Raw genomic sequence first — 23,616 nt, 5'->3', positions numbered from 1 at the left:
CGGCCGCGGACCTCACGTTCCGGCCGTCCGGTGCGACTACGGTGTGTGAAGACGATGACGACCCCGACAACACCTTTCGAGCAGGCCGTGACGCGGCACGGCGCGACCGTGCTGCGGGTCTGCCGTGCCGTCCTCGGCCCCGGGCACGACGCCGACGACGCCTGGTCGGAGACGTTCCTGGCGTTGCTGCGGGCCTGGCCGGAGCTGGAGGACGGGACGAACGTGGAGGCGTGGCTGGTGCGTGTCGCCCACCGTCGGGCCGTCGATGTCACGCGGCGTCGGGCACGGCAGGCGGTCCCCACCGACACCGTGCCGGAGCAGGTCTCCGACCTGGGCGTCCCCGGTCGGGCGGACACCGGACTGTGGAGCGCGGTGGCCTCACTGCCGGAGAGGCAGCGTCTGGCGGTGGCGTACCACTTCTTCGGCGGTCTGCCCCACGCCGAGACCGCGGCGCTGATCGGAGGGAGCGTCGACGCGGTCCGCCGGGCCAGTTCGGACGGGGTCCGGGCGCTCCGCCGCATCTACGACGACACCGAAGGAGAGCAGCGATGAGTGCTGACGTCCCCCTGTCCCCCACCACGTTCCCTGCCGACGCGGGCGACCTCACCCGGCTGCAGGCCCGGCTCGCCGCCGACGCCGCGGAGTCCGGCCTGTTGGACGTGGCCTACCGTACCGTCGACTCCCCGGTCGGCCCGCTGCTGCTGGCCGCCACCGACCGGGGGCTGCTGCGGGTGGCGTTCGCCCGGGAAGGCTTCGACGAGGTCCTGGCGGTCCTGGCGGCGAAGGTGAGCCCGCGGGTGCTCCGGGCCCCACGGCGTCTGGACGCCGCCGCCGCGGAACTCGACGAGTACTTCGCCGGGACGCGGCAGGAGTTCGACCTGCCCCTGGATTTCGCCCTGTCCTCCGGGTTCCGGCAGTCCGTCCAGCGCTATCTCCCGCACATCGGCTACGCGCAGACGCGCTCCTACCGGCAGGTCGCCGAGGGCGTCGGCAACCCGAAGGCGGTGCGGGCGGTGGGCACGGCGTGTGCGACGAATCCGCTGCCGATCGTGGTCCCCTGCCACCGTGTCCTGCGCAGCGACGGCAGCCTCGGCGGGTATCTCGGCGGGCTCGAGGCGAAGACCGCGTTACTGGCCCTGGAGAGCACCGGACACTGACCATTGGTTTCTTCCGGGATCCCGTGTAGTGTGAACAGCGGTTACAGTTTCTGATGTTGTTTTTCCCTTCCGAGTTCCGGGAGGAATCAAGTTCACGGAAGTTGTCTTGAGGACGCGAACTTGTTCCTTGCGGAACATTCGGTCGACCCAGCGTGCGGAATAATCCGGATGCTGACACTGAAGAAGGGCTGATCACATGATCAACGGCACTGTCAAATGGTTCAACGCTGAAAAGGGCTTCGGCTTCATCTCCCCCGAGGACGGCTCCGCTGACGTCTTCGTCCACTACTCGGAGATCCAGGGCGGCGGCTTCCGCAGCCTCGAGGAGAACCAGAAGGTCACCTTCGAGACCGAGGACGGCCGCAAGGGCCCGGCCGCGGTCGGCGTGACCGTCGTTTAAGGACGACCCCACCGGACACGACCCCGGCACCGTCACCGACGGTGCCGGGGTCGTCCTGCGTCTACCCGGTGTCGAGGACGACCATCCAGATCGCGATGTGGTGCAGCCCGGCGGCGATGATGGTGCCGGCGTGGAAGACCTCGTGGAAGCCGAACCAGTGTTCACTGATCGTCGGCCATTTCAGGGCGTACACCAGCGCCCCGGCACTGTAGATCACCCCACCGGTGATGATGAGGACCAGCTCCGGCACCGTCAGCCCGTCCCACAGGATCCGCATCCCGAACAGGGCGACCCATCCCAGGCAGAGGTAGATCGTCACGGACAACCAGCGCGGGTGGGTGATCCACAGGATGTTGACCGCCACGGCGAGCAGCGCGGTGACCCAGCACAACACGAGGATCGGCGTCCGGTTGCCCGGCGCGTCGGCCCCGACGAACACCGGCCCGTAGGTGCCGGCGATGAAGATCGCGATCATCGCGTGGTCGGCCCGGCGCCACCACTGGACCGACCCCTCGCTCTTCCAGGGGACCCGGTGGTACAGGGCGGACACCCCCAGCATGCCCGCCAGGCACAGGGAGTAGACGGCGGTGGCCACCGCCAGGCCGGAGAACCCGGTGTTGGCGAAGGACAGGACGGTGAGGCTGGTTCCGGTGCCGAGGAAGAACCAGAACGCGAACAGGTGCAGGTACCCCCGCAGCACCGGGCGGGGCCCGCGGTAGAAGACGGGGCGGGTGCCGGACATGGTGGGTCTCCTCACTCGCTGCCGGATTCGCTGCCGGATTCGCTACGCAGCCGCGGCTCGACGCGGGCCTCGGGCCGCAGTCCGGACTTGTCCCGGTAGAAGTCACGGATGCGGTCCATGTCCGCGGTGACGTCCCCGGTGATCACGATGGTCGGGCCCAGCCCGGTCGTCCGGGTCGGTCGGTCGACGTACCCCAGGGTGACGGGCAGGCCGGTCTGTTCCGCCAGCCGGTAGAAGCCGGACTTCCAGTGGGTGTGGGCCCCGCGTGTCCCGTCCGGTGTGATGACGACAGCGGTGGCGGAGTCCGCGCTGACCTGTCGCACCAGGTCGCCGACGACCTCGCCCGGGGCGTCCCGGTCGACCGGGATCCCGCCGAGGGACCGCATCACCGGGCCGCGCCATCCGCGGAACAGGCTCTCCTTGCCCAGCCAGCGGATCCGGATACCCAGTTTCCAGGCGATGCCGAGCATCAGGATGAAGTCCCAGTTGGAGGTGTGCGGGGCGCCGACGAGGATAGTGGGGCTCCGCGGCGCCGGCTCGGTGACCAGCCGCCACCCGGTCACGGCCCAGAAGACACCGGCGATGAGACGTTTTGTCATCCAGCCGATACTACAGGGGCCGCGACGGTGCCCCGCGCTGGTCGAACCGGCGTCACCCGGTGGCGACGAGCAGCAGGCTGAACACCCCCAGCGCCACGGTGCAGACGGTGAGGACGACGACAGCGCCGACGGAGGCGGTCAGCCGGTTCCTGGCGACGCCGACCGCCGCGTCCCGGTAGCGTCTCCGCTGGCCGGCGTAGATGCCGAGGGCGACGAGGGTGAGGCCCACGGTCACCCCCGCCACCGCGGTGCCGTGCTGCGGTACCCACCGCAGTGTCACGGCCGCGGCCACCAGGTACGCCAGTGACGTACGCGCCCAGGCCATGCTGGTGCGTTCGGGCTGCAGGCCGGGGTCCGCCAGCGGGATCGGGGCCCCGGCCGTCACAACGCCACCACGACCAGCAGGACCCCGGCGATGAGCAGGGCGGTCAGGGACAGGGCGGGGACGATCGCCGGGGCCGGGAGGGGACGTTCCTCCCGCATGGCGCGCTCCACGCGCAGCCACCGGAACGCCGCACCGGCCGCCAGCACGATCCCCAGGCCCAGGGCCACGAGGGCACCGGTGTTGCGCAGGTCCGCCGGGACGGTGTCCATGGGCAGCGCCTCCAGAGCGACCCCGCCGGCGATGAACGCCAGGGCGGTGCGCATCCACGCCAGGAAGGTGCGCTCGTTGGCCAGGGTGAACCGGGGGTCCGGCTCGGTGCCGGTCGGGAACAGTACCTTCGCCAGGGCCGGGCGGTCGCCGTCGGGAGGGGACGGGGTTCCTTCTGCTGGGCCATTCACGGTGCCCAGTCTAGGCTCCCGGCTCCGATCCGCCGAGCCGTGGGCGCGACTCCGCTGTACTGTCGCCTGTAGCAGGGCCTGCAGGTCAGGCTTCCCCGTGTACGGAAAGGGTGGACGCAACCATGGTCGACGACCGCCGGAACGTCGAGCTCAATCCTCTGTTCGCCCGCGTCGGCGAGGCCACGAGTTTCCCCCGCAACCGCATTCCGGAGGCCGAGGCGCTCCCGGAGACCGCCTACCAGGTCATCCATGACGAGGCGATGCTCGACGGCAATGCGCGGATGAACCTGGCGACGTTCGTGGGCACGTGGATGGACGACTACGCCGACCGCCTCTACCGCGAGGCGTTCGACAAGAACATGGTCGACAAGGACGAGTACCCCGCGACCGCGGACATCGAGGACCGGTGCTGGCGGATGATCGCCGCGCTGTGGAACGCGCCGGACCCGGACAACACCGCCGGGACGTCCACGGTCGGCTCGTCCGAGGCGTGCATGATGGGCGGGCTGGCGTTGAAGCGCCGGTGGCAGCACCGGCGCCGCGCCGAGGGTGCCCCGACGGACCGTCCCAACCTCGTGATGTCCTCGGCGGTCCAGGTGTGCTGGGAGAAGTTCTGCAACTTCTTCGAGGTCGAGCCACGGTACGTGCCGATCTCGGAGGACCACAGGGTCCTCGACGGCCATGACCTGGCATCCTACGTCGACGAGAACACCATCGGGGTGGTCGCGATCCTGGGGGTGACCTACACCGGCATGTATGAACCGGTGAAGGACATCTCCGCGGCGCTCGACCGCATCCAGGACGACACGGGCCTGGACGTGCGCATCCACGTGGACGCCGCGTCCGGCGGGATGGTCGCACCGTTCCTGCAGCCGGACCTGGAGTGGGACTTCCGCCTCCCCCGGGTGGCGTCGATCAACGTCTCCGGGCACAAGTACGGTCTGGTCTACCCCGGGATCGGGTGGATCGTGTGGCGGGAGGCCGGGGACCTGCCCGACGACCTGGTCACCCGGGTCAGCTACCTGGGCGGCGACATGCCGACCTTCGGGCTGAACTTCTCCCGTCCCGGCGCGCAGGTGCTGCTGCAGTACTATCTGTTCCTCCAACTGGGGATGGAGGGGTACCGGCGGGTGCAGCAGAACACCATCGACGTGGCGCGCTACCTCGCCGGTGAGATCGGCGCACTCCCGGACCTGGAGCTGTGGAACGCGGCGCAGGACATCCCGGTGTTCGCCTGGCGGCTCACGTCCGACCCGGACCGGCGGTGGACGCTGTACGACCTGTCGGACCGGCTGCGCATGAAGGGGTGGATCGTCCCGGCCTACCCGATGCCGGACGACCTCACCGAGGTCACCGTGCAGCGTATCGTGGTGCGCAACGGCATGAGCCACGACCTGGCGTCCTTCCTGGTCCGTGACCTCCGTGCCTGCGTGGATCATCTCAACCGGGCCGACGGCGGCCCGCCAGACGACCGGCGCGCAGGCTTCCACCACTGAGAGGACAGGCACCACGGACAGCACAGGCAGCACAGGCAGCACGGGCATTCGCGGCACCGTCGGCGGGACCCCGTTGGTTCTGCTGGAACGGCTCTTCCCCGGCCCCGGCCGGGTGTGGGCGAAACTCGAGGGGTTCAACCCCAGCGGCAGCGCGAAGGACCGGACGGCCGCCGCGCTGCTCGACTCCGCCCTGGCCTCCGGCGCGCTGGAGCCGGGCGGCTGTGTGGTGGAGTCCAGCTCCGGCAATCTCGGGGTCGCCCTGGCCCGGGACTGCGTGCTGCACGGCATCGATTTCCACTGTGTCGTCGACCCCCGGGCGAACCGGCAGACCGTCGCGGTGATGGCCGCGCTGGGTGCGACGGTGCACCGGGTGACCTCACCGGACCCGGAGACGGGTGACTGGCTGGCGGCCCGCAGGTCACGGGTGGCCGACCTGCTGACCCGGCTGCCGGGGGCGGTGAATCTCGACCAGTACTCCAACCAGGCGGCGTTCGAGGCCCATTCGTCCGGGACAATGCGCGAGATCGTCGGGCAGCTGGGACGCGCGCCGGACCGTCTCCTCGTCGCGGTGAGTACCACGGGGACGATCGGCGGTTGTGTGCGCCACCTGCGGGAGACCGGTGCGGCGACGCGGGTGACGGCGGTGGACGCCGTCGGGTCGGTGTTGTTCGGCGGCCGGCGCGGGGAGAGGGTGCTGCCGGGGTTCGGTGCCGGTGTCGTCCCGGGGCTCGCGTCGCTCACCCCTGTCGCCGACGTCGTCAGGGTCACCGCCGGTGACGCGGTGTGCGGGGCCCGGGCGCTGGCCCGCCGGGAGGGGATCCTCCCCGGGGCGTCGGGCGGGGCCGTCGTCGCCGCTGCCGGGGCGGACCGGCGCAGCGGCACCAGCGGTACAGGCGGCACGGACACGGTGCTGATCCTGCATGATTTCGGCAACGCCTACACGGACACGCTGTACAACGACCAGTGGGTCGCGGAGAACATCGGGGAGGTCCCGGAGTGGAGATGAGGATGGACATGAGTCAGGTGGACGTGAGGGTCGCGGTCGTCGGTGCCGGGCCACGGGGGCTGTGGGCGGCGGAGGAGCTGCTGGCCCAGGCATGGGACCACGGCGTGCGCGTCGCCCTGGACGTGTGGGACGACCGTCCGCCCGGTGCCGGCGCCGGCTACGGCCCGGACCAGCCGGACCACTGGACGCTGAACGTGTCCTCGCGCATCGTCGGCAGTGGCCTGGGCGCTTTCGACGACTGGCGGCGCGGTCACGGGGACGCGGCGTCGGACCCGTTTCCGCCGCGGTCCCTGGTGGGGCGCTTCTTCGCGGAGTCGTGGGAGGCGTTGCTGGCCACCGCGCGGCGCCGTGCGGCGTCCGGGTGCACGGTGCGGGTGGTGCCGCGTCGCGTCGCCACGCTGCGCCGCGACAGCGGGGAGAACGCGGGGAAGGACGCCGGGTGGTTGGTCGACGACCACCGCTACGACCATGTGCTGCTGGCCACCGGCCACGCGCCGTCGTGGCCCGGTGCCCTGCCCGCCAGTGTGCCCGGCGCTTCCGGTCCGGTGCCGGTCGTCGGCGTCTACCCGCCCGACGGGCTGCGGACCGTCGCCGCGGGCTCGGTCGTGGACGTGCGTGGCGCGGCCCTGACCTTCGTCGACGCCGCCCTGGAGCTCGCCGTCGGACGGGGTGGCGCCTTCGTCACCACCGGCACCGGGACGGTCTACCGTCCCGGTGGCACCGAGCCCTCGGCGATCCGCCCGGTCAGCCGGACCGGACGGTTCATGACGGTCAAGCCCGACCCGTCCGGCGCGCTGGCGGACGTGCTGCCTCCCGACGGGCTCGCCGCCGAGGAACGTCGGGTACGCACGAGCCGCACCACCGGGGAGCTGCGCGAGGCCGTCGCGTGCGCCGCGGACCGTCTGCTGGTCACTGCGGGTGGCCGGCCCGCCCCGGACGAGGTACGGCGGGTCGTCACCGGCGGTGACGGGGGCGGCGACCCGGTCGCCGAGCTCCGGCACTCCCACGCGGTGGCCACCGGGCGGGCGGCGCCGGACGCGGCCTGGGCCGTCGGCCACGCCTGGCGGGTCCTCTACCCCGCCGTGGTCTGGCGTACGTCCTACGGCCGCCGCCGGTCGCTGACCGGTGTCGACCTGCTCGCCCGCACGCTGGAACGCGTCGCGTTCGGGATGACCCCGCAGAACGCCGCCCGGTTGCTGGCCCTGCTCGACGCCGGCGTCGTGCACCCGCCGGTGACGGCCACCGTCGGGACGCTGTCCCCTGCCGCCGACGTGGTCGTGGACGCCGTGATCCCGCCGGCCGGGCTGGTCCCCGGCACGCTGGCCGCGACGGTCCCCGGGATCGACGCAGGAGGCACTGAAGATACAGACACCGGGTGGGTCGACGAGGACGGGTTCGTCCGGGCCCTGGACCAGCTGGCGGTGATCGGCCGGGACGCCGACGCGGCGCTGACCGGCGCGGACTCGCTCAACCGTGGCCTGCACGACGTGGTGCCACGGTGGGCCCGACGGGTCGTCGCCGAGCACCGCCGCCGGCACGTCGACGACCCCGGGGCCGAGGCCACGGTGCCGTTGACCGCGCGCCTGGAACCGTGGGCCGTCGACCTGCTGTCCGACCGGCGCCGGTGCCGGGAACTCGTCGACACCTACGGCTCACCGGTCAACGTGCTGCGGACCGCTCCCATGGTGCGGAACATGGCGGAGCTGCGCGACGCCGGCGCGGACGCGGGCGTGGACACCCGGGTGTTCTACGCCCGGAAGGCGAACAAGGCGCTGTGTTTCGTGGACACCGCGGTCCGGGCGGGGCACGGGGTCGACGTCGCGGGCGAGCGGGAACTGCGGCAGGTGCTGGACCGGGGTGTGCCCGGCGACAGGGTGATCCTCAGCGCGGCGGTGAAACCCGACCGGCTGCTGCGGCTGGCGGTCGACCACGGCGTGACGGTGTCGGTGGACACCGTCACCGAACTGGCCCGCGTGCGTGACCTCGGCGCGTCCGCCGGGAGCCGTCGGCCCCGTGTCGCCCCGCGGATCGCCCCCGACCCCGACCTGCTGCCCCCGACCCGCTTCGGGGAACGGCTCCACGTCTGGGCCGACGCCCTGCGCGACGGTGCTGACGGGGTGGACGCTGTGGACGTGGTGGGTGTGCACCTCCACCTGCACGGGTACTCCGCCACCGACCGTCTCGTCGCGCTGGAGGACGCCCTGCGTCTGACCGACACCGCGGTGGAGCTCGGACACCGGCCGGAGTTCGTGGACCTGGGCGGTGGTGTGCCGATGAGCTACCTCGACGACGGCGCACAGTGGGCGGCGTTCCGACGCGCCCGGCAGGCGATGGTCGACGGCACCGGGCAGCCGTTCACCTGGAAGTCGGACCCGTTGGCGACGACGTACCCGTTCCACCAGTCCCCGGTCCGGGGCGGGTGGCTGCGCGGGCTCCTGCACGGCCGGGTCGGGCAACAAGGCCAGCAGGGCCAGCAGGAGTCGGCGGCGGAGGCCCTGGTCCGCAGGGGTCTGCGGCTGCACCTGGAACCGGGACGGTCCGTCCTCGACGGCTGCGGGGTGATCCTGGCACGGGTGGCGTTCCTGAAGGACCGCAGCGACGGTGTGCCGTTGGTCGGTGTGGAGATGAACCGGACGCAGTGCCGCACCACCTCCGACGACATCCTCCTCGACCCCCTCCTGGTCCGGACGCAGGACGGCCCGCCCGAACGTGCCCCCGGCACGGAGGGTTTCCTGGTGGGCGCCTACTGCATCGAGGACGAGGTGATCGTCCGCCGGCGACTGCGCTTCCCGGAGGGGATCTCCACCGGCGACGTCGTGGCTATCCCGAACACCGCCGGGTACTTCATGCACATCCTGGAGAGCGCGTCACACCAGATCCCCCTGGCCCTGAACGTGGTGCTCGACGCCGACGGGACCGCCCGGGTCGACGACATCGACGACAGCGACGACAGCGACGACAGCGACCGCCCCTAGCGACCACCCGTGGCAGGAAAGGGAACAAACCGGGCGGTTGTGCGGTTGACTCCGGACATGACACTCATCACCGACCGCACCGCCCGCACCGACGCCCCCGTCCTCGACGTCATCGCCGACCGCTGGAGCCCGCGCATCTACGACCCCCACTCCCCCGTCGACGAGGACGCGCTGCACAGCGCCCTCGAGGCTGCGCGGTGGGCGCCGTCGGCCTTCAACCGTCAGCCGTGGCGCTTCCTGGTCACCCGGCGCGGCAGCGCGTCCCACCGGGCCGTGCTGGAGGCGTTGGTCGAGTTCAACCGGGGGTGGGCACAGGACGCCGGTGCGTTGGTGGTGGTCCTCGCCGAGACCGTCGGCGAGGACGGTCGCCCGCTGGCGGAGGCCCGCTACGACGCCGGCCAGGCGGCGGCGTACCTCACCCTCCAGGCGCACGCGGACGGGCTGGTGGTGCACCAGATGAGCGGCTTCGACCAGGCTGCGGTGTCGCACGCCTTCGGCCTGGGGACGGACCTGACCCCGCTCACCGTCATCGCCGTAGGGACCCCGGGGGACGCCGCCGGTGCCGACGAGGCCGTGCTCGCCCGGGAGAACGCCCCGCGCACCCGCCGGCCCGTCACCGAGTCGGTGCTGGTCAACGACTGACGGTCCGGTGGGAGGACCGGGAGGAGCGGGACGAGGCAGGCAGCCGCGGGGTGGTCGTCACGCTGCGGTCCATCTCCCAGACCAGTACCTCGGCCCGGTCCTGACCGTCGGTGCGTCCGTCGGCGAGGGCCTCGATCCGCAGGGCGCCGCCGTCGACGACGCGGGCGGCGTCCCCCTCCTGCAGGTCGTGGGCCTCCGGGGTGTGCAGACGCACCGCTCCGGAGACGACGAAGACGTGCGCGTAGCGGGCGGGGTCGGTGGTGACCGGCCGTCCGGGGACCGGGCGTGCGGCCCGCAGCCGCGCGCCGGACGTCCGGATCCGCAGCGCGGCATCAGGGTCGGCGCCAGGGTGGGGGCCGCCGGCGGCGACCGTGACGAACTCCCCGGCGGCGGAGGCAGCGTCCAGGGCGTCGTCGAGGTCGGCGACGGCGTGGGACGGGTCGACGCCGGCCTCGTCCGTCGGCAACCACATCTGGATGACACGCACCGTGTCCGTCGAGGTGAAACCGGCGGCGTTGGTCTCGGCGTGGCGCACTCCCCGACCGGCGGTGATCGCCTCGGCCTGGCCGGGCCCCAGGACGGTCTGCGTCCCGGAGGAGTCCCGGTGCCGGAGCCGGCCGTGCACGATCCAGCTGACGATCTCGACGTCGGCGTGCTGGTGCATGTCGAAGCCCTCGCCGGGTTCGACGATGTCGTCGTTGTGGATCAGCAGCAGGCCGAAGGCGTAGTCGGTCATGCGGGTCGACCCGGTGGCGGGGAACGACTGGCGGGAGACGATGTCACTGCCCGGCCAGCGGGCCCGGTCACCCGACGGGATCACTGTGGTGGCCATGTCAGTTCCTGTCCCGGGGTGCCGGCGGGTGCCCCGACGCGATGGAGACCCTGTTGTAGGCGTTGATGAGCACCACAGCCCACTCCAGGGCGCTGAGCTGGTCGTCGTCGAACTCGCGGGACGCCGCGGCGACGGCGTCGGCGACGCTGGTGAGCCCGGTGCCCGGCTGCGGCTCGGTCAACGCTTCGGCGAGTTCCAGGGCCGCACGCTGCGGCGCGGTGAACAGCTGTGAGGTGTCCTGCCGCCAGCTGGGCAGCAGGTCCAGGGTCTGCTGGTCCACGCCCGCGGCCCTGGCGGCGGGGACGTGGACACTGAGGCACGTCGGGCAGCCGTTGATCTGGGAGACCCGCACGTTGACCAGCTCCACCAGGTCCAGCGGCAGGCCGACCGCGGCGTAGGAGGTCCGCGCGGCACGGACGGCGCCGTTGAGTGCCCGGTAGATCTCCGGGTTCGTCTTGTCGATGTACGGGCGGGTCATTCCTGTCCTTCCGGGTGTGCGGGCCGGTACGGGTCGGCACCGGCGCGGGCGACGGGCCCCGGGTTGCTGCGGGGGCGCAGGCGTGTCCCGGGCAGCTCCGGTGCCGGCAGCCGGAACGGGCCGTCCGGGTGGTGGGGCACATAGCCGTGGGTCTCGCCGAACCGGTCGCCGTGTGCATTCCATTCCTCACGGTAACGACGGATCTCCGCGTCGTCGCGGCCGATGAAGTTCCACCACATCACCACGTCCTCACCGAAAGGCTCCCCGCCGATGAGGATCACCCGTGCCGGGGTGTCCCCGGGGTTGGCCACCGTCACCGACTCCGCACCGGTGCCGGTGTAGGCCAGTTCCGTCCGCGCCACGGCCACGCCGTCAACGGTGACGTCGCCGGTGTCGACGAGGACACCGTGCTCGAAGCACGGGTCGACGTCGAGGTCGAGGACCGCCCCCGGTGCCAGGCGGAGCTCCGCGCCAACCAGCGGGGTGAAGGTCGGCACCGGCGACGCCGACCCCAGCAACGTGCCGAGGAACACCAGCGCGGAACCGCCGTCGAACGTCACCGGCGTCGGAGCGTAGTGGTCGAAACGCCGCGGGCCGTGCCGGGCGTCCTCCGGCAGGACCGTCCACAGCTGGACGCCGTGCAGGGTGTCGGTGGTCTCCGTGGAGACCTCGGAGTGGCAGATCCCCGCGCCTGCGGTCATGAGGTTCAGCTCGCCCGGGCGGACGAGTTCGTGGACGCCGTGGGAGTCGTCGTGCCGGATCTCCCCGTCGAACAGCCACGAGACGGTCTGCAGGCCGGTGTGCGGGTGCGGGGCCACGTCCATGCCGCCGGTGGCCGCCACCGGGTCGGGGCCGTAGTGGTCGAGGAAACACCACGCGCCGATGAGGCTGCGCCGGCGTTGCGGCAGGGTACGGTGCACCGTCATGGCGCGTGGCCCGCCGAGGGGGACGTCACGCGCCGTGATGATCTCGACGGGTCGCTCGTGCGTGTCGGACATGTCGGTCCCTCCGGTGGAGTCGTCGCCAGGAACATAGTTGATACGTCAACTATTTTTCAGTGTAGCGCATCCCCGTAAACTGGGCACCGTGCCGAAGAGAGTGACGCTAGCCGAGATCGCCGCCAAGGTCGGCGTGTCCGCGACCACCGTGTCCCTGGTGCTCAACGACAAGCCCAACTCGCGGGTCGGCGAGGAGACCCGCGAGCGGGTCCTCCATGCCGCCCGGGACCTGGGCTACCGTCCCAACGCCACCGCCCGCGCGTTGCAGAGCGGACGGTCGGACACCATCGGCTTCCTCTCCGACGAGGTCACCGTCACCCGTTTCGCCAGCTCCATGATCCGCGGCATCCTCGACACCGGCCGTCGCCGGAACCAGGGCGTGCTCATCGCCGAGGCCGGCACCCACCCCGGCGCGATGACCGAGGCTCTGGACAACCTGCTGCACCAGCCGGTGGACGCCCTGGTCGTCGGCCTGATGCGCTGCCGCCTCGTGGACCTGCCACCGGGCGGACACGACCTCCCGCGGGTCATCGCCAACGGGATGGCCGACGGGATACCCGCCGTCGTGCCCGACGAGTACGCCGCCGGCCACGCCGCCGTCAGGCACCTGGTCGACGCAGGCCACCGACGCATAGCCCTCGTCGGCCGCCCCGCCCACGACATGCCCCCGGGCGAATCCACGACCGTCCCACGACGCATGGCCGGCATCGACGACGCGATGTCCGGTGCCGGACTGACACTGACGGGCGAGCACCGCGGCGCCGAATGGGAGCCGGCGCTCGGCCACGAGGGCGGGCACGCCGTCCTCGGCACCGACCGTGACCGGCCCACGGCGGTCCTCGCCGCGAACGACCGCGTCGCCTTCGGCGTGTACCGGGCAGCCGCCGAGCTCGGGCTGGATATACCGGCAGACCTGTCGGTGATGTCGTTCGACGACGAGCCGCTCGCGGAGTACCTCCACCCCCGTGCGACGACGATGCGCCTGCCCTACCGCGCGATCGGGGAGACCGCGGTGTCGCTGGCCATCGACCTCGCCCACCGGGACATCACCGAGGCACCTGCGGAAACACTGGTCCCCATGCCACTTGTCGAGCGCGACTCGGTGGCCGCGCCGCGGCACTGACCCCCGCACCGTCCCCTCACACCCCCGGCCCCGCCGACTGCGGACGCCAGCCGTCACACCCCTGCCCGACCGGGGGGTACTTGCCTTCGCGGATGTGGTGCTTTAACGTTTGATCACATCAAGTGACTCAGCTCACCCACACCACCGCCCACACAGGGAGATCACGTGTCCAGATTCACCGAGGCATTCAGGAACGACTCCTACCTGCACAAGTCCTTCACCATCCTCATGTTCTTCGCGTCCTGGGGGATCTGGTGGTCCTTCTTCCAGATCTGGCTCACCCAGGAGGACCCCGGCCTCGACCTGTCCGGCGGCCGGGTGGGCACCATCTACGCGATCAACTCCGCAGCCACCCTGGTCCTGATGTTCGTCTACGGCACCCTGCAGGACAGGCTCGGACTCAAGCGCCACCTCGCCGTCACCCTCGCCGCGCTCGCCACCCTCGTCGGCCCCTTCATGGTCTGGGTCTACGAACCACTGCTGGGCAACGACTCCACCTTCCTGCTCGGCGCAGTCCTGGGCTCCGTCGTCCTCTCCGCCGGGTTCATGGCCGCCGTCGGCCTCTACGAAGCCCTCACCGAGCGCTACAGCCGTAACTTCGGCTTCGAGTACGGCCAGGCGCGGGCCTGGGGCTCCTTCGGCTACGCCGTCGTCGCCCTGCTCGCCGGGTTCCTGTTCAACGTCAACCCCCACCTGCTCTTCTGGCTCGGTTCGGCCTTCGGTCTGGTCAACCTGGCCCTGTGGGTGCTGTGGCGTCCCGAGGACAGGATGACCAACGTCAGCGAGACCGCCACGGACACCGACGCCGACGCGGCCATGCCGTCCCTCCGGGACATGCTGGCGGTGTTCCGCGTCCGGCACCTGTGGGCCATCATCCTGATCGTGATGCTGTCATGGACCTTCTACACCGTCTTCGACCAGCAGATGTTCCCCGACTTCTACACCAGCCTGTTCGACACCAAGGCGCAGGGTCAGGCCACCTACGGTGTGCTCAACTCGGTCCAGGTCTTCCTCGAGGCCGCCATGATGATGGTCGTCCCGCTGATCATGCTCAAGATCGGGGTCCGCAACACCCTCCTGCTCGGCTTCGTGGTGATGTGTGTCCGCATCGGCGGCTGTGCGGTGGTCGACGACCCGGTCTCGGTGTCCGCCATCAAGATGCTCCACGCCCTCGAGGTGCCCCTGTGCATCCTGCCGATCTTCCGGTACTTCACCCTGCACTTCGACCCGAAGCTGTCGGCCACGCTGTACCTCGTCGGGTTCCAGGTCTCCGCCCAGATCGGCAACATGCTCTTCTCCGCCCCGCTGGGTGCCCTGCACGACAACATCGGCTACCAGCCCACCTTCCTGATCATCGCCGGTGTCGTCGCCACGGCGGCCGCGACAGCGTGGTTCGTCCTGAAGCGCGACCACGAGGACGTCAACGGCGAACCCTTCTACCGTGACTCCGAACTGGCCGCGATGCGGGCAGCCGACGACACTGACGACACCGACGACACCGACGACACCGACGACACCGACGACAAGGAGAACACCAATGTCTGACACCGACACCACCATGAACGCCGCGCTGGAGAAGGCGGAGGCCGGCGTCCGGCGGATGCGTGCCGCCCGCGACGACCGCTGGTACCCGAGCACCCACATCGCCGCGTCCGCCGGGTGGATCAACGACCCGAACGGGCTGAGCTTCGTCGACGGTCGTTACCAGGTGTACTTCCAGCACCACCCCTACTCCACCGAATGGGGGCCGATGCACTGGGGACACGTCTCCAGCGACGACCTCGTCACCTGGCGCCGCGAACCCATCGCCCTGGCCCCCTCGACCACCGCCGACCGGGACGGCGTCTTCTCCGGCTCCGCCGTCGTGCGGGACGACGGGGCACTGGCGGTGGTCTACACCGGGCACCGGTTCCGCAACGGTGTCGACGAGGACGAGGGCAACCTCCAGGTCCAGTGCCTCGCCGTCTCCACCGACGGCGGACGGACCTTCAGCAAGGAGGGCACCGTGATCGACTGCCCCGAGGGGTTCGTCCACTTCCGTGACCCGAAGGTGTGGAAGCAGGACGGACGGTGGTTCCTCGTCGTCGGCGTGTCCACCCTGGACCGCCGCGGACAGGTGTGGTTGTACACCTGCGACGACCCGGAGCTGACGACCTGGGACTTCGACTCGGTGCTCTACGAGGCGGCGGACCCGAACGTGTTCATGCTCGAGTGCCCCGATTTCTTCCCGCTCTCGCGGTCCGGGGAACCCGCCTACCCCGGGGACCCCGACGTGCGCTGGGTGCTGGTCTTCAGCCCGATGGGCGCGACCCCGCACGGTTACACCAACCGCAACGGCAACAACGCCGTCTACGTCGTCGGTGACTGGGCGCCGGGACGACCCTTCACCGACGTCTCCCCGGACCGGCCCAGCGATTCCGGTGCGAACTACTACGCGCCGCAGACGTTCCAGGCCCCGGACGGCCGCCGGATCCTCTTCGGCTGGATGGGGTCGTTCACCGCGCCGGAACCGACCCGTGCCGCCGACGCGTGGTGCGGACAGTTCACCGCCCCCCGCGAGCTCCGGCTCTCGGCGTCCGGCGACTCCGTGTCGACCGTCCCTGTCGCCGAATACGCCCGGCTACGGCAGGACACCGTGGCCACCGGGCCGGTCAGCGTCGGGCTGAACGAGGACGTCGTCCTGGCCGAGGACATCCGGAACTCCGCCGACATCGAGCTGGAGATCGACCTGGACCGCACCACCGCCGAACGGGTGAGCCTGCTGGTGCACGCCACCCCGACGGGTAACCACACCGCGGTCAGCTGGGACAGCCAGTCCGGACGCGTCTGGCTGGACCGGCGGCTCTCCGGTGCCGGCGACCGCGGCTACCGGTCCGTCCCGGTGCCGGCGTCCGACGGGACGGGGGATGCCCCCACCCTGAGGTTGCGGGTCATCGTCGACCGCGGATCGGTGGAGGTGTTCGTCGGCGACGGCGAGGGGGTCATCTCGTCGGCCGTCTTCCCGCCGGAGGGCCCACGCGCCCTGGTGCTGTCCAGCGAGTCGGGGACGGCGGAGCTGCCGACAGTGACGGTGCACCGGCTGCGGTCCATCTGGGAGGACCCCGCCGACCGCTGAGTCACCGCAATCACCGTGGACGGCGCCCACGGGCTTGTACGCTGTGGACATGCCTACCCGCCCCGGATCCCCGGAGAACCCTCTCGACCTGCTGATCGTCGGTGCCGGACTCTCCGGCGTCGACCTGGCGCACCACGTGTCACGCAACTTCCCGCAGTGGAACTGGGAGATCCACGACGCCAACGACGACCTCGGCGGCACCTGGCACACCTTCACTTACCCGGGCATCCGCTCCGACTCCGACATGGCGACCTACGGATTCCCGTTCGCCCCGTGGCCCCACGACGGCACGCTGGGGGCGGGCGCGGACATCAAGGAGTACATCCGCGACGTCGCCCGGGACTGCGGGGCGCTCGACCGGCTGCACACCGGCTCCTGGATCCGCGACGCGAACTGGCGGACGGACCTGGGCATGTACGAGGTCACCGCCGTGACCGCCGACAGCGGACGCACGGTCCACGCCCGGCGCGTCCACTACGCCTCCGGGTACTTCGTGCACGGCAGGGGCCACCGTCCGGAGTTCCCCGGGGAGGCGGACTTCACCGGCCGGATCATCCACCCGCAGCAGTGGCCCGCGGACCTCGACTGCGCCGGCACGCGGATCACCGTGATCGGGTCCGGTGCGACCGCGGTGACGCTGGTGCCCGCCCTCGAACGGCTCGGGGCGCAGGTGACGATGCTGCAGCGCAGCCCCACCTACGTGGCGCCGATGCCGGCGGTGGACACCATCAGCGCGTTCTGGCGGAAGGTGCTGCCGGCGAAGCGGGCGTACCCTGTCGCCAGGCTCACCCACGCCGTCCGCGACATGGCGCAGCACACCGTGGGCCAGCGCGCCCCGTGGCTGTTCAGCCGGGCCCTGCGGCGGATGCAACTGCGGTACCTGGACGCCGGGACGATCGACCGGCACTTCACGCCCCGGCACAGACCGTGGGAGAAGCGGGTGTGCAAGGCGCCCGACGGTGACATCTTCGCGGCGCTGGGCGGCAATGCGCGCGTGGTCACCGACACCGTCGACCGCTTCACCGCCGGCGGTGTCCGGGTGGGCTCCGGTGAGGAGATCCCCGCCGACGTCGTCGTCACCGCGACCGGGCTGGACCTGCAGGCGTTCGGTGGCGGGACCCTGAGCATCGACGGGCGTGAACTGCCGGTCAACGAGCAGGTCTTCTACCGTGGCATGATGCTGGCCGGGCTGCCGAACTTCAGCTTCACCGTGGGCTACATCAACGGCTCGTGGACGTTGCGCTCGGACCTGGTGTCCCGCTACATGGTGAAACTGTGGAAGAGCGGGCAGGAGCCCTACCGGCCGGCCGCGCCGACGGTCCCCACCGACCGGCCGTTGTTCGACTTCGCCGCCGCCTACCTGCGGCGCAGCGCCGACAGGTTCCCCCGGCAGGGGTACGCCTCGCCGTGGGTGTACACGCAGAACTACCTCCGGGAGCTGCTGGAGTTCTCCCTCGGCGACCAACGGCGCGACATGGTGTTCGGTGAATGACCGGTGCACGACCGGTCGCGGTGTCGGCGACGGCCGCTGCCGCCGCGGTGCTCTACGCGGTCGTGTGGGTCGGCTGGGTGCAGGGCTGGGCGTGGGTCGACGGGCCTGACGGCCGTGCTCTGGCGGCCGCCCACCGTCTGGCACAGACGCACGGCTGGTGGGTTCCGCTGTGGGACGGTCTGAGCAGCGTCTCCGACCCGGCGGTCTGGCGGGTGCTGGTGGTGGTGCCGGTGGTGCTGGAGCTGCGTCGCCGCCGGGTGCGGACCGCGGTGTTCCTGGCGGTCTGTGTCTGGGGCAGCGGGATCGTGTCCGTCGTCGCCAAGCACCTGGCGGGCCGGGAGCGGCCGGTCAGCCGGCTCGTCGAGGCGTCCGGCATGTCGTTCCCGTCCGGTCACGCATTGGGCGTCCTCGTCGCTGTCGGCGCGTTGCTGGCGGTGTACGCGCATCTGGTGCGCGGGTACGGGCGCACCGCCGTGGTCGTCGGCGGTGTCGTCCTCTGCGCGGCGGTCGGTGTCGCCCGGGTGGCCCTGAACGTGCACCACCCGTCCGACGTCGTCGCCGGGTGGGCGCTGGGGTTCGCGTGGCTGGTGGCGTGCCTGTGGGTCTACCGGGGCCGGTACACGGGCAGGACCCGGTAGTGCGAGACGAATTCGGCGCTGGACCGCGCGTCGCCGACCTCCCCGTCGTGCGCCACCGGGGTGGGCTCCCCGAGCACCTCGACGCGGAACACCGGCCGGTGCAGCTCGTGGTAGAGCGGGCTCTGGCCCAACCGCCCGGTGAGCAGTGACAGGGTGATGCGCAGACGGGCGAAGGGCCGGCCGATCTCCAGTATGCGCACGTCCAGCAGCCCGTCGCCGACGCTGTCCCGGTCGACCGGGGCGAAACCGGTGGGCCGGTAGACGGAGTTGCCCAGGAAGAACAGGGAGGTGGTCACCGTCGTGTTGTCGTACCGGATCCGGACGGCCTGGTCCTCCTTGAGCACCTTCCACGCCGCGACGGCGGAGGCCAGGGTCTTGCCGATCTTCCCCTCGTACCGCTCGCGGGTGGTGACGAACTGCGGGTAGGCACCGATGCTCGCCGTGTTCAGCAGCGTGGTGTCGCCGTCCAGACTGACGACGTCGACCATCTCCAGTGTGCCGGCCCGCACCGCCGCGACCGTCTGCTCCGTGGTCGCGCAGCCCATCTGCTTCGCGAAGTGGTTGAAGGTGCCGGCCGGGAACACCGCCAGGGGTGTACCGGCCCGGAGCGCGATACCGGCCGCCGTGGCCACGGTGCCGTCACCGCCGGCCACGCCGAGGACCTCCGCCCGCTGCGCGGCGCTCTCCAGGACCTCGACCACGTCGTCCTCCGGGGACAGGGCGACGATCTCGGCCGCGGGGAGGGCCTTCCGGACGTGCGTGAGCACCCGCTCCCCTGTGCCGTCACCCGAGGCGGGGTTCACCACCAGGACGAGGCCCTCGCCGTCCGGACGCCCGGGGTGGTCGGTGTAGAGGGGTTCGGTGGAGACGTCCGTACGGGCGGTGGGCGGCGGTACCAGTGCGCCACCGATCACGGCGATGAGGGTCCCCAGGCCCCACCCGGCGACGACGTCGCCGGGGTAGTGCGCACCGGTGTACACGCGGGAGAATCCGACGAGCCCGGCCAGGGCCCCGAGGCCCGCACCGACGGGGGTGTGCTCGACGGCCGCGCCGACGGCGAAGGCTGCGGCGCTGGCAGAGTGCCCGGACGGGAAGGAACTGGAGCGCGGGTAGCGGCGGATCCGCCGGGCGAGGGGGACGGACCGGTGGCCCGGCCGTTCCCGCCGCCACGACCTCTTGGCCAGCTGGTTCGCCACGAGACTGGTGCAGGCGAGACTGACCAGGCCCCGGGTCGCCGCCCGCTGGAGCGCTGGTTTACCCGTGAGCGCCATGGCACCGGCGGCACCGATCCACAACCGTGAGTAGTTCGCTGCGGTGGTCAGACGCGGGATCACCGCGTCCAACAGGGGGTTGTCCGCTCCCGCGACAGCGGCGAAGACATCGTGGTCGAGGCGCCGCAGCCCGGCCTTGACCTCGTGTACTGCGGTTCTGCTGCGCTGATCTCCCACTGTCTGGCCCTTTCGCTGGTCCGGTTCCCGGTGAACTCATGGTACCTGGCGGGCCGGACACGGAATCCCGGCTCAGTGGTGGGGGCGTCAGCCCGCCCCGCCGACGCCAGTGCCGATGAACTGGTCGTAGCCCAGCTTCGCCGACATCGCCACGACCACCACGAGGATCACGACGCGGACGAAACCGGCACCCCGGCCGATCACCATCCGTGCGCCGATCTGTGCACCGATGACGTTGGTGACGGCCAACCCCAACCCCAGGAGCCACAGCACCTCACCCTGCAGCGCGAAGGTGACCAGGGCACCGAGGTTGGTGAACACGTTGATCACCTTCGCCCACGCGGCACTGGTGATGAAGTCACGACCGAGCAGGCTGGTGAAGCCCAGGATGAGGAACAGACCCGTACCGGGGCCGAAGGCACCGTCGTAGACGCTGATCGCGGCAATGAGGGCGATCAGGCCCAGTAGCGTTCTCGAACTGGCGCGGTTCGTTGCTGATGATGATTCCCCCTGTCCGAAGGAAGGGCGGAACAGGATGAACACACCGACGGCGACGAGGAGCACGATGATCACCGGGCGCATGATCTGTTTGTCGACGGACGACGCGATCATCGCGCCACCGGCCGACCCGGCGAGGGCCAACGGCGCGTAGCGCAGTGCCTTGGTCGCCGAGGGTGCCTTCCGCACGAGGACGGCGGCCGAGCTCGCGGTACCGAATATCGCCGCGACCTTGTTGACGCCGAGCGCCTGCGCATTGGACATGCCGGGGTTCAGGATCATGACCAGGGGAATGAGGATCAGTCCGCCTCCGCCGACAACCGCGTCGACCCAGCCGGCGGCGAGGGACCCGATGAGCAGGACGGAGATGACGGTGGCAGACAATGACGCACGCTTCCTGACGGTGGGACGGACGGGCCGGCGGGTCCGGGACCTGACCCGCCTCCGTAGGCAAGGGTAGGGCCTGACGCCCTGAATGTCTCCGGGAGTGCCGTTAACATCGGTTGCCGACACAGGAGGTCGATTCACTTGTCCACCACATCTGCCAGGGCAGTCCCCCACACCGCGGCAGTTCTCGCCGCGGGAATGCTGTTGCTGGGTACCGCACTCACCGCCTGCAGCGCCGCGGACGACCCCGACGCCCCCACCGCCCCCATCACGTCCACCCAGACCACTGTCACCACGCAGCCCGCCAGTGACCTACCCGCCCCGACGACGGCTGAGTCCCACAACGGGGACGACGACACCAAGGGCTCCCCCACGGACACCTGCTCGGGTCTCACCGGGGACGAGGCTGTCGCCCGCTGGGCCAGCGATGTTCCACCGAACGCCGAGAACTACCCGTGGGCCCCGGCCTGGGCCGAGACCGACGGCTACGACTCCTGCGCCGACCTCTCCTGGATCATCCTCCCGATCGAGGGTGGAACGGTGTCCTCGCCGTACCAGATCATGCTCTTCCACGACGGAGGCTATCTCGGTACCGCCACCTCGGAGGCCTACGGCTTCTACCCCACGGTCTCGCGGGTCGATGACGCGACGATCTCCGTGACCTGGCACTGGCCGCGTAAGGGTGAGTCGAATGCCGGGGCCTCCGGCGAGTCCACTGCGCAGTTCACCTGGGACGCCGCGACCGGAAGCGTCGCCATGTCAGGCGAGGTCCCGCCTGTGTAACCGTGGAGAAGTACCGCACTCCCGGTCTCCGGACGGCGGACACGGAGGTGGGATCAGACTGCGATTCTGAGTCCACCTGTGACACCGACGAGGTGCGCATGTGTCGACGGTGAGGGTGTTGCGGTCGATGTCAGCCCCCGCTGAGGACGGAGCCTGGACAGAATTCCGGTCAGCCGAAGGCCTCGAGCTCGCGCTTGACGACCTTACCGATCGGGTTACGCGGCAACGGCCGGTCCATGAGGACCACGTCGCGCGGCACGGCTGGGGCCATGAAGTTGTCCCGGACGTGCTCGCGGACGGCGTCCTCGGTCAGCTCGACAGACCCGTCGGTGACGACGTAGGCCTTGACCCGCTGGAATGTCTCGTCGTCCTCCACACCCACGCAGTAGGACTCGGCCACACCGTCGAGCCGGTCGATGATGTCGGAGACCGAGGTCGGCCAGATGTTCTCGCCGCCGACGATGATCATGTCGTTGTTACGGCCCAGCACCCGCAGCCGACCGGACCGCGGGTCGATCACGCCCTTGTCACCGAGGCTGAGTAGCCCCCGGGTCACATCCTCCCGATCCCGGGCGCCCAGATAGCCCTTCATCGACATGGCGTTGCGGGCGTGGACCACACCGACCTGGCCGGGCTCGACCTCTCTCCCACTTGCGGGGTCGAGCAGTTCCAGCCGACCGTTCCACACAGGGTGGCCGGCGGTCAACGGATCCTCCCGCAGATCCGACGGACTGGAATAGGACACGAGCAACCCCTCGGTGGATCCGTAACCGGAACCGAGGATGTACCCGTAGCGCTCCTGCAGGCCACGGACCAGGTCCTCGCTCATGGCGTTACCTGCGTTGAGGATGAAACGGAGTGAAGAGGTGTCGTACCTGCCGGGGTCGGAATCGTGGACCGCGAGTTGCTCCTTGAGAAAGACAGCGGAACTGATCAGACCCTCACACCGGTACGTGTCCAGCTGGTGGAGGACGTTCTCCGCGCTGAAGGTGCGCTGCGTGACGATCGTGCAACCGGCGAACAACGCAATGCACGAGGCTCCCCACCCGAGGACGTGGAACATGCTCGCGGTCATCTGCAGGGTGCATCCTGCCTTCAGCCCGCAGGACTCCACCGGGGGACCGAGGACTCCGAGCGGCACATGCGGTTCGCCGTGTCCCACCGCCTTCGGCGTGCCGCTGGTCCCCGAGGACATCAGGACGACTCCACCCTGAACGGGACGACGACCGAAGGTCACGTCCGTCGTACCCGGCGTGGCCCACAGGTCACGGAATGTGGGGAAGGCGATGTCAGTCCGCGCATTGTCTCCGACCCAGGAATGGCAGACACTGACCCGTGGACTTTCGTCGGGAATCCTGGAGTCGAACTCTGAGTCGACGAAAAGGAAGCTGATGTCGTGTTCTTCGACGATGTTGGCAATCTGCGTTCTGCTGGCCCCGACATTCAGCAGGAAGACGGTGAACCCAACATACCCTTTTGCTGCGAGAGGAATGAGGAATCCTCTGCCGTTGCGCGCCATTATGCCTACCCGGCTGTTGGCGTCGACCCCGTTGGCGACGAGCGCCTGCGCGGTGAGTACCGCCTGGTCACGCAGTTCAGCGTAGGTGAGCTCACCGTCGTCATCGACGAGGGCAACCCGGTCAGGGAATCGCGCCGCTGCGACCTCAAGCAGCCCTGACAGGGATGCTCCATAGCGGATGAGACTCCTGGCTGTCGCAATCCCGTCCTCGGCCGTAAATCCGTTGAAAAATCCGGCAGATACCGCAGCCCGCGCACCACGGAGAATACCTTTGGTGTCGAACACAATCTGCTGCACCCTATTTCTCACTTTACAAATTACCTTTCCTCGCACCTCTTCGAATGCAGGAAACCATACTGCGTGTCGACCCCGACTGCAGACCGAACCCTCGAATCCGGCAGGCGACGGGTGGGTCTGCTGCATGGATAGGTGACATCTGATCTGGCTTGCCTGGGAAGGCCGGCCTGGAAGGATGATCGTTATGACCAAGCCCTATCCCCAGGAG

The 23,616-nt window shown here is 70.3% G+C and carries 23 protein-coding genes; 13 read left to right on the top strand and 10 right to left on the bottom strand.

Features of this window, described 5'->3' with window-relative positions; genetic code table 11:
- Positions 1-54: 54 nt before the first annotated feature.
- From MUN33_RS01735 to MUN33_RS01725, 3 genes are all read left to right on the top strand, one after another.
- Complete coding sequence (locus MUN33_RS01735) at positions 55-552, top strand: RNA polymerase sigma factor (protein WP_244803190.1); 498 nt, start codon at positions 55-57, stop codon at positions 550-552.
- Positions 549-1,157, top strand: a complete 609-nt coding sequence (locus tag MUN33_RS01730) for a methylated-DNA--[protein]-cysteine S-methyltransferase (RefSeq protein WP_244803189.1) — start codon at positions 549-551, stop codon at positions 1,155-1,157. Before MUN33_RS01735 ends, MUN33_RS01730 begins: the two co-directional genes overlap by 4 nt.
- Before the next feature lie 196 nt (positions 1,158-1,353).
- Positions 1,354-1,557 (top strand): cold-shock protein, encoded by a 204-nt coding sequence (locus MUN33_RS01725; RefSeq protein ID WP_244803188.1) that lies wholly within the window; start codon positions 1,354-1,356, stop codon positions 1,555-1,557.
- A gap of 61 nt (positions 1,558-1,618) precedes the next feature.
- On the opposite strand, the gene trhA is transcribed toward MUN33_RS01725, so the two are convergent.
- The 4 genes from trhA to MUN33_RS01705 are packed head-to-tail and all read right to left on the bottom strand — an operon-like array spanning position 1,619 to position 3,690.
- Positions 1,619-2,299 carry a PAQR family membrane homeostasis protein TrhA gene (gene trhA, locus MUN33_RS01720; RefSeq protein WP_244803187.1) on the bottom strand — a complete coding sequence of 227 codons (681 nt, stop codon included), beginning with the start codon at positions 2,297-2,299 and terminating at the stop codon, positions 1,619-1,621.
- 11 nt (positions 2,300-2,310) lie between these two features.
- Positions 2,311-2,898: a 1-acyl-sn-glycerol-3-phosphate acyltransferase gene (locus MUN33_RS01715; RefSeq protein WP_244803186.1), complete on the bottom strand. Its 588-nt coding sequence runs from the start codon at positions 2,896-2,898 to the stop codon at positions 2,311-2,313.
- A 52-nt stretch (positions 2,899-2,950) separates the two neighbouring features.
- Positions 2,951-3,283, bottom strand: a complete 333-nt coding sequence (locus MUN33_RS01710; RefSeq protein ID WP_244803185.1) for a DUF202 domain-containing protein — start codon at positions 3,281-3,283, stop codon at positions 2,951-2,953.
- Positions 3,280-3,690, bottom strand: a complete 411-nt coding sequence (locus MUN33_RS01705; protein WP_439647819.1) for a YidH family protein — start codon at positions 3,688-3,690, stop codon at positions 3,280-3,282. Before MUN33_RS01705 ends, MUN33_RS01710 begins: the two co-directional genes overlap by 4 nt.
- Positions 3,691-3,803: 113 nt before the next feature.
- On the opposite strand from MUN33_RS01705, the gene gad reads away from it, so the two are divergent.
- The 4 genes from gad to MUN33_RS01685 are packed head-to-tail and all read left to right on the top strand — an operon-like array spanning position 3,804 to position 9,800.
- Complete coding sequence (gene gad / locus MUN33_RS01700; RefSeq protein ID WP_244803183.1) at positions 3,804-5,177, top strand: glutamate decarboxylase; 1,374 nt, start codon at positions 3,804-3,806, stop codon at positions 5,175-5,177.
- A gap of 46 nt (positions 5,178-5,223) precedes the next feature.
- Positions 5,224-6,183, top strand: a complete 960-nt coding sequence (locus tag MUN33_RS01695) for a pyridoxal-phosphate dependent enzyme (RefSeq protein WP_439647818.1) — start codon at positions 5,224-5,226, stop codon at positions 6,181-6,183.
- A gap of 8 nt (positions 6,184-6,191) precedes the next feature.
- Complete coding sequence (locus MUN33_RS01690; protein ID WP_244803181.1) at positions 6,192-9,158, top strand: FAD/NAD(P)-binding protein; 2,967 nt, start codon at positions 6,192-6,194, stop codon at positions 9,156-9,158.
- A gap of 57 nt (positions 9,159-9,215) precedes the next feature.
- Entirely contained in the window at positions 9,216-9,800 is a 585-nt protein-coding gene (locus MUN33_RS01685; protein ID WP_244803180.1) for a nitroreductase family protein, read from the top strand.
- Here MUN33_RS01685 and MUN33_RS01680 read toward each other — a convergent pair.
- From MUN33_RS01680 to MUN33_RS01670, 3 genes are read right to left on the bottom strand one after another with little or no spacing between them, the layout of a single operon-like run.
- On the bottom strand, positions 9,790-10,632 hold the full coding sequence (locus MUN33_RS01680; protein WP_244803179.1) for a pirin family protein: 843 nt from the start codon (positions 10,630-10,632) through the stop codon (positions 9,790-9,792). The two genes, MUN33_RS01685 and MUN33_RS01680, sit on opposite strands and share 11 nt — an antisense overlap.
- A 1-nt stretch (position 10,633) precedes the next feature.
- Entirely contained in the window at positions 10,634-11,110 is a 477-nt protein-coding gene (locus MUN33_RS01675; protein ID WP_244803178.1) for a carboxymuconolactone decarboxylase family protein, read from the bottom strand.
- The gene (locus tag MUN33_RS01670) at positions 11,107-12,108 is read right to left on the bottom strand and encodes a pirin family protein (RefSeq protein ID WP_244803177.1); all 1,002 of its coding nucleotides are present in this window, start codon (positions 12,106-12,108) and stop codon (positions 11,107-11,109) included. Before MUN33_RS01670 ends, MUN33_RS01675 begins: the two co-directional genes overlap by 4 nt.
- An 88-nt stretch (positions 12,109-12,196) precedes the next feature.
- Between MUN33_RS01670 and MUN33_RS01665 the strand changes: the two genes are divergently transcribed.
- The 5 genes from MUN33_RS01665 (at position 12,197) to MUN33_RS01645 (ending at position 18,476) form a co-directional block, all read left to right on the top strand.
- On the top strand, positions 12,197-13,231 hold the full coding sequence (locus MUN33_RS01665; RefSeq protein WP_244803176.1) for a LacI family DNA-binding transcriptional regulator: 1,035 nt from the start codon (positions 12,197-12,199) through the stop codon (positions 13,229-13,231).
- A gap of 165 nt (positions 13,232-13,396) precedes the next feature.
- Positions 13,397-14,776, top strand: coding sequence for an MFS transporter (locus MUN33_RS01660; protein ID WP_244803175.1), 1,380 nt, complete (start codon positions 13,397-13,399; stop codon positions 14,774-14,776).
- Positions 14,769-16,346, top strand: coding sequence for a glycoside hydrolase family 32 protein (locus MUN33_RS01655; protein ID WP_244803174.1), 1,578 nt, complete (start codon positions 14,769-14,771; stop codon positions 16,344-16,346). The genes MUN33_RS01660 and MUN33_RS01655 overlap by 8 nt, the downstream gene beginning before the upstream one ends.
- A 49-nt stretch (positions 16,347-16,395) precedes the next feature.
- Positions 16,396-17,838: a flavin-containing monooxygenase gene (locus MUN33_RS01650; protein WP_244803173.1), complete on the top strand. Its 1,443-nt coding sequence runs from the start codon at positions 16,396-16,398 to the stop codon at positions 17,836-17,838.
- A complete protein-coding gene (locus tag MUN33_RS01645) occupies positions 17,835-18,476 on the top strand; it encodes a phosphatase PAP2 family protein (RefSeq protein ID WP_244803172.1) in 642 nt (213 codons plus the stop codon). Before MUN33_RS01650 ends, MUN33_RS01645 begins: the two co-directional genes overlap by 4 nt.
- Here MUN33_RS01645 and MUN33_RS01640 read toward each other — a convergent pair.
- Together MUN33_RS01640 and MUN33_RS01635 are read right to left on the bottom strand one after the other, a co-directional pair.
- Positions 18,443-19,924 carry a bifunctional phosphatase PAP2/diacylglycerol kinase family protein gene (locus MUN33_RS01640; protein WP_244803171.1) on the bottom strand — a complete coding sequence of 494 codons (1,482 nt, stop codon included), beginning with the start codon at positions 19,922-19,924 and terminating at the stop codon, positions 18,443-18,445. The genes MUN33_RS01645 and MUN33_RS01640 overlap by 34 nt on opposite strands.
- An 87-nt stretch (positions 19,925-20,011) precedes the next feature.
- Complete coding sequence (locus tag MUN33_RS01635) at positions 20,012-20,806, bottom strand: TSUP family transporter (RefSeq protein WP_244803170.1); 795 nt, start codon at positions 20,804-20,806, stop codon at positions 20,012-20,014.
- Between the two features lie 144 nt (positions 20,807-20,950).
- Here MUN33_RS01635 and MUN33_RS01630 point away from each other — a divergent pair, with 144 nt between their 5' ends.
- Positions 20,951-21,592, top strand: coding sequence for an LppP/LprE family lipoprotein (locus tag MUN33_RS01630; RefSeq protein WP_244803169.1), 642 nt, complete (start codon positions 20,951-20,953; stop codon positions 21,590-21,592).
- Positions 21,593-21,761: 169 nt separating this feature from the next.
- Here MUN33_RS01630 and MUN33_RS01625 read toward each other — a convergent pair whose 3' ends face one another.
- On the bottom strand, positions 21,762-23,534 hold the full coding sequence (locus MUN33_RS01625; protein ID WP_244803168.1) for an AMP-binding protein: 1,773 nt from the start codon (positions 23,532-23,534) through the stop codon (positions 21,762-21,764).
- Positions 23,535-23,616: the final 82 nt, after the last annotated feature.

The organism is Corynebacterium kalidii, assembly GCF_022869005.1.
GTDB lineage: Bacteria > Actinomycetota > Actinomycetes > Mycobacteriales > Mycobacteriaceae > Corynebacterium > Corynebacterium kalidii.
Note: the sequence above shows the minus strand (reverse complement) of the source record. Positions and strands in the feature narration are given on the sequence as shown.